Annotated in this window: 9 protein-coding genes; 5 read left to right on the top strand and 4 right to left on the bottom strand. The window is 62.7% G+C overall.

The window, feature by feature from the left end:
• The first annotated feature begins 219 nt into the window (after nucleotides 1-219).
• A complete protein-coding gene (locus Q0L57_RS00885) occupies nucleotides 220-777 on the top strand; it encodes an SH3 domain-containing protein (protein ID WP_296736459.1) in 558 nt (185 codons plus the stop codon).
• Here the strand turns inward: Q0L57_RS00885 and Q0L57_RS00890 are convergent.
• The gene (locus tag Q0L57_RS00890; RefSeq protein WP_296736461.1) at nucleotides 767-1,159 is read right to left on the bottom strand and encodes a DUF4260 domain-containing protein; all 393 of its coding nucleotides are present in this window, start codon (nucleotides 1,157-1,159) and stop codon (nucleotides 767-769) included. The genes Q0L57_RS00885 and Q0L57_RS00890 overlap by 11 nt on opposite strands.
• 10 nt (nucleotides 1,160-1,169) lie before the next feature.
• Complete coding sequence (irrA, locus tag Q0L57_RS00895) at nucleotides 1,170-1,601, bottom strand: iron response transcriptional regulator IrrA (RefSeq protein WP_296736464.1); 432 nt, start codon at nucleotides 1,599-1,601, stop codon at nucleotides 1,170-1,172.
• A gap of 245 nt (nucleotides 1,602-1,846) precedes the next feature.
• Between irrA and fabA the strand changes: the two genes are divergently transcribed.
• The 4 genes from fabA to Q0L57_RS00915 all read left to right on the top strand — a co-directional run bounded on the left by fabA (nucleotide 1,847) and on the right by Q0L57_RS00915 (nucleotide 6,190).
• Entirely contained in the window at nucleotides 1,847-2,362 is a 516-nt protein-coding gene (gene fabA / locus Q0L57_RS00900) for a 3-hydroxyacyl-[acyl-carrier-protein] dehydratase FabA (RefSeq protein ID WP_296736467.1), read from the top strand.
• Nucleotides 2,363-2,488: 126 nt separating this feature from the next.
• Nucleotides 2,489-3,709, top strand: a complete 1,221-nt coding sequence (fabB, locus tag Q0L57_RS00905) for a beta-ketoacyl-ACP synthase I (RefSeq protein ID WP_296736470.1) — start codon at nucleotides 2,489-2,491, stop codon at nucleotides 3,707-3,709.
• Nucleotides 3,710-3,721: 12 nt separating this feature from the next.
• Nucleotides 3,722-4,534, top strand: a complete 813-nt coding sequence (gene fabI, locus Q0L57_RS00910; RefSeq protein ID WP_296736472.1) for an enoyl-ACP reductase FabI — start codon at nucleotides 3,722-3,724, stop codon at nucleotides 4,532-4,534.
• Nucleotides 4,535-4,636: 102 nt separating this feature from the next.
• Nucleotides 4,637-6,190 carry a bifunctional diguanylate cyclase/phosphodiesterase gene (locus Q0L57_RS00915; protein ID WP_296736475.1) on the top strand — a complete coding sequence of 518 codons (1,554 nt, stop codon included), beginning with the start codon at nucleotides 4,637-4,639 and terminating at the stop codon, nucleotides 6,188-6,190.
• Nucleotides 6,191-6,196: 6 nt separating this feature from the next.
• Here the strand turns inward: Q0L57_RS00915 and Q0L57_RS00920 are convergent, their stop codons facing one another.
• Together Q0L57_RS00920 and Q0L57_RS00925 are read right to left on the bottom strand one after the other, a co-directional pair.
• Nucleotides 6,197-7,204, bottom strand: coding sequence for a class I SAM-dependent methyltransferase (locus Q0L57_RS00920; protein WP_296736478.1), 1,008 nt, complete (start codon nucleotides 7,202-7,204; stop codon nucleotides 6,197-6,199).
• Between the two features lie 71 nt (nucleotides 7,205-7,275).
• A partial coding sequence (locus Q0L57_RS00925) for a S1 RNA-binding domain-containing protein (RefSeq protein ID WP_296736480.1) occupies nucleotides 7,276-7,532 on the bottom strand: 257 nt, incomplete at its 5' end.

Here is a 7,532-nt window from a genome sequence, read left to right on the forward strand (position 1 = left end):
TCGGGCAGCTTGCGCGTGATGACGACGAGGGGCCGTTTTTTGCCTGCCATTTTATCCCCGAAGCTTCCTCGAAACCGATCTCGTTGAGACCTCTTTAACCAAGACAGGCGAAACTTGTAACCAGTCGCGGCATCAGCCCACTCCTGTAACAAGCGGTGTCGCCGAAGACAAAGAAAAAGGGGCGCTCATCCCGACGGACCGGCGCCGAAAGGAACGAAGGTGTCTGGTTTCGCGTCGCTTCGCCTGGCTCTCAGCGCAGCCATCCTCGGCGCTTTCCTTTGTGCTCCGCAGGCATCCGCGCAAAGCGCGGCCGCGCCGGCACAGACCATAACGCTCGGCCCAAGCGGCCTGCCGCTGCCGCGATTCGTCAGCCTCAAGCCGGCGCGCGTCAACTCGCGCGTCGGGCCCGGCGCCAACTACTCCGTCAACTGGATGTACATGAAGGCCGGGCTGCCTATGGAGGTCATCCAGGAATTCGACACCTGGCGGCGCGTTCGCGATTCGGACGGTTCGGAAGGCTGGATCAACCAGTCGCTGCTGTCGGGCCACCGCACCGCGATCGTCGCGCCCTGGCAGCGCGGCAAGGGTGGACGAATCAATCTGCTCAACGAACCCGACAAGGATGCCGGCGTCATCGCCATCATCGAGTCGGGAGTGATAGGCTCCATCAAGAAATGCGACGGCCAGTGGTGTGAAATGACCTTCGCCGGCCATACCGGCTGGATGGCCCAGTCGCAGGTCTGGGGCGCCTATCCGGGCGAGAAGTTCAAGAACTGAGTTCGCCGGCCTTGCCGTTACGGTCTCGGCCGATGCGGCCGAGATGCGTATCCCGAAAACCGGTGGGCAGCTTAAGGCCGTAGCCGAGGGCACGGTCGATGGCGATGTGCGCGATCCAGATGAGCGCTACGGCGGTTGTGATCGGGCCGGCGAGCAACGCGCCCGTAAGCAGCAACACGAGCGGGGCGATCAGGATATGCAAGGCGTTGTAGGTGACGGCGCCGACGTGCGGCCCGCCGAGGTAACCCAGCATCGATAGATCCGGCGCCAGGATCAGCAGCACAAACAGCCACCAGGAAAAGCCGAACATGGCGTAGCAAACGATTGCCAACGCAGCGACGGTAACCCATTCAAACCGGACGATCAGGTCGACGGGCCGCATCGCCACGGGATCAGCCGCCGCGTTTCGGTCGCAGCCTTACGACGATGTCGACATTGGCGATCTCCATGCCCTCCGGAGGCGCCGGCAGGTTGGAGACAGTGACCGGTCCGCTCTCGATATCGAAAATCCGGTTCTCGCCTTCGATATAGAAGTGATGATGGTCCGAGGTGTTGGTGTCGAAATACGTTTTCGATCCCTCGACAGCGAGGATGCGCAGGAGGCCGGCCTGAGTGAATTGATGCAGCGCATTATAGACGGTCGCCAGCGAAACCGGCACGCCGGCGGCGACCGCCTCCTCGTGCAGTTCCTCGGCCGAGAGATGGCGGTCGCCTTTGGCGAAAAGCAGATCGGCCAGCGCAATACGCTGGCGCGTCGGCCTCAGGCCGGCTTCGCGAACCCGCTTGTCCACAGCGACATTTTCCTTCCGGCAGCCTGAATCCATCTACATATCGAAGCTTGCGGCCCAGCCCTCTAGACAAGTCCAGCATGGCGAAAAAACGTCGGAAGCCGAAACTGGACACATCTCGACATATATTCTGTCGCCCGAATGCGATCAATAGCGCGCATTGACCCGGGCAGACGCACGGGTTAAGCGCAAACGCCGGTTTCCGGCCACAAACAGAGTGTGTTAGGAAACCAACGACCAAGGGCGCCCTGCCGCCCGGAACGAAAACGGGGACAGAATTAATGGCGGGTCAAAAGTCCAGCTACGATTACGAGGAACTCCTTGCCTGCGCCCGCGGCGAGTTGTTCGGGCCGGGAAACGCACAGCTGCCCTACCCTCCGATGCTGATGTTCGACCGCATCACCGAGATCAGCGAGACCGGCGGCGCGTTCGACAAGGGTTTCATCCGCGCCGAATTCGATATCAAGCCGGACCTGTGGTTCTTCGCCTGCCATTTCATCGGCAATCCGATCATGCCGGGCTGCCTCGGTCTCGATGCCATGTGGCAGATGACCGGTTTCTACCTCGGCTGGCTCGGCGAACCCGGCAAGGGCATGGCGCTGTCGACCGGCGAGGTCAAGTTCAAGGGCATGGTGACGCCGTCGGTCAAGAAGGTCGAGTATGGCGTCGATTTCAAGCGCGTGATGCGCGGACGCCTGGTGCTGGGCATTGCCGACGGCTGGCTCAAGGCGGACGGCGAACCCATATACGCCGCGACGGACCTGAAGGTCGGCCTTTCCAAGCAGTCGGCCGCCTGATCGTCATCGCCGCGGCGTCGTCCACGTGCCTGAAGGATGCCAGGACGCCGCCGAGTTTTTATTTGCGTATGATCCCGGACGAAAACCGACTAGGTTTTCCACCGGATACGCCGGAAGGAGTTGCGAATGAGACGGGTCGTAGTGACAGGCCTCGGCATTGTGTCGTCGATCGGCAACAATGCCAATGAGGTGCAGACCTCGCTTTACGATGCCAAGTCCGGCATCAGCTTCTCCAATTCCTTCGCCGAACATGGCTTCCGCTGCCAGGTGTGGGGCGCGCCGACGCTCGATCCGTCGGCCATGATCGACCGCCGCGCCATGCGCTTCCTGTCGCAGGGCGCCGCCTGGAACCACGTCGCCATGGACCAGGCGATCGCGGATGCCGGCCTCGGCGAGAACGACATCACCAACGAGCGCACCGGCATCGTCATGGGCTCCGGCGGCCCGTCGACCAGGACGATCGTCGAAGCGGCAGAGACCACGCTCAAGAACAACAGCCCCAAGCGCATCGGCCCGTTCGCGGTGCCGAAGGCGATGTCGTCGACCGCGTCGGCGACGCTGGCCACCTGGTTCAAGATCCACGGCGTCAACTACTCGATCTCATCCGCCTGCTCGACCTCGGCCCATTGCATCGGCAACGCCTATGAGCTGATCCAATGGGGCAAGCAGGACATGATGTTCGCCGGCGGCCACGAGGACCTCGACTGGACGATGTCGGACCTGTTCGACGCCATGGGCGCGATGTCGTCCAAGTTCAACGACAAGGCGCCGACCGCTTCGCGTGCCTATGACGTCAACCGCGACGGCTTCGTCATCGCCGGCGGCGCGGGCGTGCTGGTTCTGGAAGAACTGGAGCACGCCAAGGCGCGCGGCGCCAAGATCTATGCCGAGATCGTCGGCTACGGCGCGACGTCGGACGGCTACGACATGGTGGCGCCGTCAGGCGAAGGCGCCATCCGCTGCATGCGGCAGGCGCTTGCCACCGTCGCCACGCCAGTCGACTACATCAACACGCACGGCACCTCGACGCCGGTCGGCGATTCCAAGGAAATGGGCGCCATCCGCGAGGTGTTCGGCGACAAGATGCCCTACATCACCTCGACGAAGTCGCTTACCGGCCATTCGCTGGGTGCGGCCGGCGTGCAGGAATCGATCTACTCCATCCTCATGATGCAGGGCGGCTTCATCGGCGAAAGCGCCCATATCGAGGAGCTCGATCCTGAATTCGAAGGCATGCCAATCGTGCGCAAGCGCATCGACAACGCCAAGATCGACACCGTCCTGTCCAATTCCTTCGGCTTCGGTGGCACCAACGCAACGCTGATTTTCCAGCGCTATTCCGCATAAGGATTGCCGGACATGGAAGGGCTGATGAAGGGCAAGCGCGGGCTTGTCATGGGTGTGGCCAACGATCATTCGATCGCCTGGGGCATCGCCAAGAAACTGTCCGAACATGGGGCGGAGCTTGCCTTCACCTATCAGGGCGACGCCTTCGGCCGACGGGTCAAGCCGCTTGCCGACAAGGTTGGCGCTTCGCTTGTGGTGCCTTGCGATGTCGAGGACAGCGCCTCGGTGACCGCGACTTTCGAAACCCTCGGCAAGGCCTGGGGCGAGATCGACTTCGTTGTCCATGCCATCGGCTTTTCCGACAAGAACGAGCTCAAGGGCCTCTACGCCGACACCAGCCGCGACAATTTCGTCCGCACGATGGTGATCTCCTGCTATTCCTTCACCGAGGTCGCCCGCAATGCCGCGCCCCTGATGCGCAATGGCGGCTCCATGATCACGCTGACCTATGCCGGTTCGGTCAGGGTCATGCCGAACTACAACGTCATGGGCGTCGCCAAGGCAGGGCTGGAGGCAAGCGTGCGCTATCTGGCCAACGACTACGGCCCGCGCGGCATCCGGGTGAACGGTATCTCGGCAGGGCCGGTGCGGACGCTCGCTGGCTCGGGTGTTTCGGACGCACGCCACATGTTCTCCTATCAGCAGCGCAATTCGCCGCTGCGCCGCACGGTGACCATCGACGAAGTGGGCGGCTCGGCGCTTTATCTGCTTTCCGACCTGTCTTCGGGTGTCACCGGTGAGATCCACTATGTGGATTCAGGCTACCACATCGTCTCGATGCCTACGCTGGACGAGCTGAAGCAGAACGACGGCAGCCGGGAGTAGATCGGCGCCGCAAATAGTTCCGTCCAGTAAAATTGGATGCATTGGCGGAAACTGATTTTAAGGAGATGCCTGCTAGAAGGTCCCGTAATCTAGGGATCTTGCATGCCTGCAGTCAGCAATCCGAAGCGGACGCCGCTGTTCCGGCTGATCACAGTCGCCAGCTCTGGCATGGGCAGTTTCGTCCTCGGGCTCTGGGGGCTGCGGTTCGGTTTTGGCGACGGCCTGGCCGGCATGCCGGCCGAGACGCTGATCGGCATCATCGCCGCCTTATGCGCCCTTGCCGCGGGCGGCGCCTCGCTTTCGTTTTTCGCCGGCGTCGATGAATCGGCAGAATACGTCTTCAAGGAAACGCATTTCGACAAGCTTACGGGACTGCTGTCGCGCCAGGCCATGGTCGGCAAGATCGCCGATGCGGCATCCGAGACGATACGCACGGCCGAGCCGGTATTCCTGATCGACATCGATATCGATCGGTTCAAGCAGATCAATGACGCCATCGGCTACAGCCTTGGCGACGAGTTGATCCGCGCCTTCACCAGGAGGCTGCGGGAGAACATGCCCGAGGGCACCATGATCGGCCGCCTCGGCGCTGGCGAATTCGCCGTGCTGTTGCCGGATCGCGATATAAAGGGATCGATCGAACGGCTGATCGAGAAGCTCATCAACGAGATGACCGAACCCTATCAATTGCAGACGCATCTGCAGTCGGTCAGCCTGTCCGTCGGCATCGTGGCAATGCCGAAGGACGGTGTCGATCCGGTCCTCGTCCTGCGGCGCTCGAACCTGGCGCTGCAGAACGCGCGCGCCAGCGGCATGGGCAACTGGTCGGTGTTCCATTCCGATATGGGCCGCGTGGCGGACTACAGGCAATGGATCGAGTCCGAACTGAAGACCGCTTTCGATCGCGGCGATTTCGATCTCCACTACCAGCCGCAGTTCGACCTGCCGAGCGGCCGCGTCGTGGGCTACGAAGCGCTTATCCGCTGGAAGCATCCGGAACGCGGCATGATCCCGCCGATGGAGTTCATACCGATCGCCGAGGAAACCGGCATGATCAATCCGATCGGCGAATGGGTGCTGCGCAAGGCCTGCAGCGACGCCAAACATCTGCCGGAGGACTGCTTCGTCGCCGTCAATATCTCGCCGGTCCAGTTCATGACCAAGGACTTCGTCGGCATCGTTCACGAGACGATGGCATCGACGGGCATCAAGCCATCCCGGCTGGAGCTCGAAGTCACCGAAACGGCGATGATGCAGGACCGCGACCGCGCGGCCGTCATCCTCAAGCAGCTCGCGGACATGGGCATCTCAGTGGCTGTCGACGATTTCGGCACGGGCTATTCCAATCTGAGCTACCTGATCGATTTCTCGTTCGGAAAGCTGAAGATCGACCGTTCCTTCGTCAGCCGCATCGACACCGATTCCAGCTCCGGCGCGGTGGTCTCGACCATCGTCGGGCTCTCTCGCGCACTGGGCGTCGGCATCATTGCCGAAGGCGTCGAGACGGAGAACCAGGCCACGCTGCTCAGAGCCGCCGGCTGCGAGGTGGTACAGGGCTATCTATTTGGCCGTCCGGCGCCGCTCAAGATTGAGCTTGGCCAGGCGCGCCCCGCCTTCGGCGCGCGCGAGCCGGCGCGCCTCGTCAGCCTGCAATAATCACCACTACCGCCGCGCCGAAAGCACCTTGAACATGCCGTCGCGCGCGACCTCTGCGTGACTGGCGAAAGCGGCTGCCAGCACCTGCTCGTAGGGAAGCTGCCGATTGGCGACCATGAACAGGCGCCCGCCCGGTTTCAGCGCCTTGCCAGCGGCGCGGATCATGCCGGCGCCGATGCCCGGCTCGGCCGCGCGGCCGCTGTGGAAGGGCGGGTTCATGACGATCACGTCATAGCGCCGCTCGACCGTCTCGGTAAGTAGATCGAGCCATAAGAAGCGCGGCTCGATGACCGCGCGGACATTCAGCTTCGCTGCCTCGAGCGCTTCGAAATCGGCTTCGTAGAGATCGAGCGCGGTGAGACTTGTCGCGCGTTGGGCGACCTCGCCCGCCAGGTAGCCCCAGCCGGCACAGAAGTCGGCCACGTTGCCCTTGAGCTCACCAGGAAGGTTCGCTGCCAGTAGCTTCGAGCCGGCGTCGATCCTGTCGAACGAGAACATGCCAGGGGCGGTGTGGAAATGCCCCTCGACAAGAAGATCGGGATTGGCGGCGCGAAGAGCCGCAGGCGCATCGGCGCCGCCCTGCCTGAACCAGAAAGCAACGCCGTGATGTTTCGGCAGATGACCTTCGATCGGCACCAGCCCGGCGACACGTTTGCGCAAACTGTCGATGCCTTCATCCTTGCCGCCCGCGACGACGATCAGCCCGCCCGGCGTCGCACGTTCCATGGCCTCGGCGATCCGCATCTCGTTCTGGCCACGATGGCGCCCCGCGAGCACCAGGACGGCATCAAAGCCGCTCCCTTCCCCGCGCGGCGTGACGGCATAGCCCGATGCCTGCAATGCGCGAAAATGCGGTCGGAACCCCTGCACCAGATGCAGTCCCGCATCGAAGCCCGCAGGCGGGCGGAACCCTGGTTCAGCGCCCAGAAACAGAACGCGAGCGTCCTTTCGCGGCAAAGGCAGCGCCTCCGCCTCGAAGGGATAGAATAGCGTTTTCAGCGGCTCGGCAGCCATGCCCCAGCTCCTCAAACGAAAACGGGCGCGACCTCGCGGCGCGCCCGTCATGATTTATCCGGTCAGGCCGATCAGGCGGCGTCTTCCTCGCCTTCCTGCTTCTTCTTCTCCTGAACAATCTCCTTGCCGGTAGCCTGGTCGACGACCTTCATCGACAGGCGAACCTTGCCGCGCTCGTCGAAGCCCATCAGCTTGACCCACACCTTGTCGCCTTCCTTGACGACATCGGAGGTCTTGGCGACGCGCTCATTGGCGAGCTGCGAGATATGGACGAGACCGTCGCGCGGGCCGAAGAAGTTGACGAACGCGCCGAAGTCGGCCGTCTTGA

Source organism: Mesorhizobium sp. (assembly GCF_024509055.1).
GTDB lineage: Bacteria > Pseudomonadota > Alphaproteobacteria > Rhizobiales > Rhizobiaceae > Mesorhizobium.

What these genes read in the sequence shown, in the direction of transcription:
- Q0L57_RS00920 (WP_296736478.1), bottom strand. Translation starts at nt 7,204, where the DNA reads ATGGCTGCCGAGCCGCTGAAAACGCTATTCTATCCCTTCGAGGCGGAG.
- fabB (WP_296736470.1), top strand. Translation starts at nt 2,489, where the DNA reads ATGAGACGGGTCGTAGTGACAGGCCTCGGCATTGTGTCGTCGATCGGC.
- Q0L57_RS00890 (WP_296736461.1), bottom strand. Translation starts at nt 1,159, where the DNA reads ATGCGGCCCGTCGACCTGATCGTCCGGTTTGAATGGGTTACCGTCGCT.
- fabA (WP_296736467.1), top strand. Translation starts at nt 1,847, where the DNA reads ATGGCGGGTCAAAAGTCCAGCTACGATTACGAGGAACTCCTTGCCTGC.
- fabI (WP_296736472.1), top strand. Translation starts at nt 3,722, where the DNA reads ATGGAAGGGCTGATGAAGGGCAAGCGCGGGCTTGTCATGGGTGTGGCC.
- irrA (WP_296736464.1), bottom strand. Translation starts at nt 1,601, where the DNA reads ATGGATTCAGGCTGCCGGAAGGAAAATGTCGCTGTGGACAAGCGGGTT.
- Q0L57_RS00915 (WP_296736475.1), top strand. Translation starts at nt 4,637, where the DNA reads ATGCCTGCAGTCAGCAATCCGAAGCGGACGCCGCTGTTCCGGCTGATC.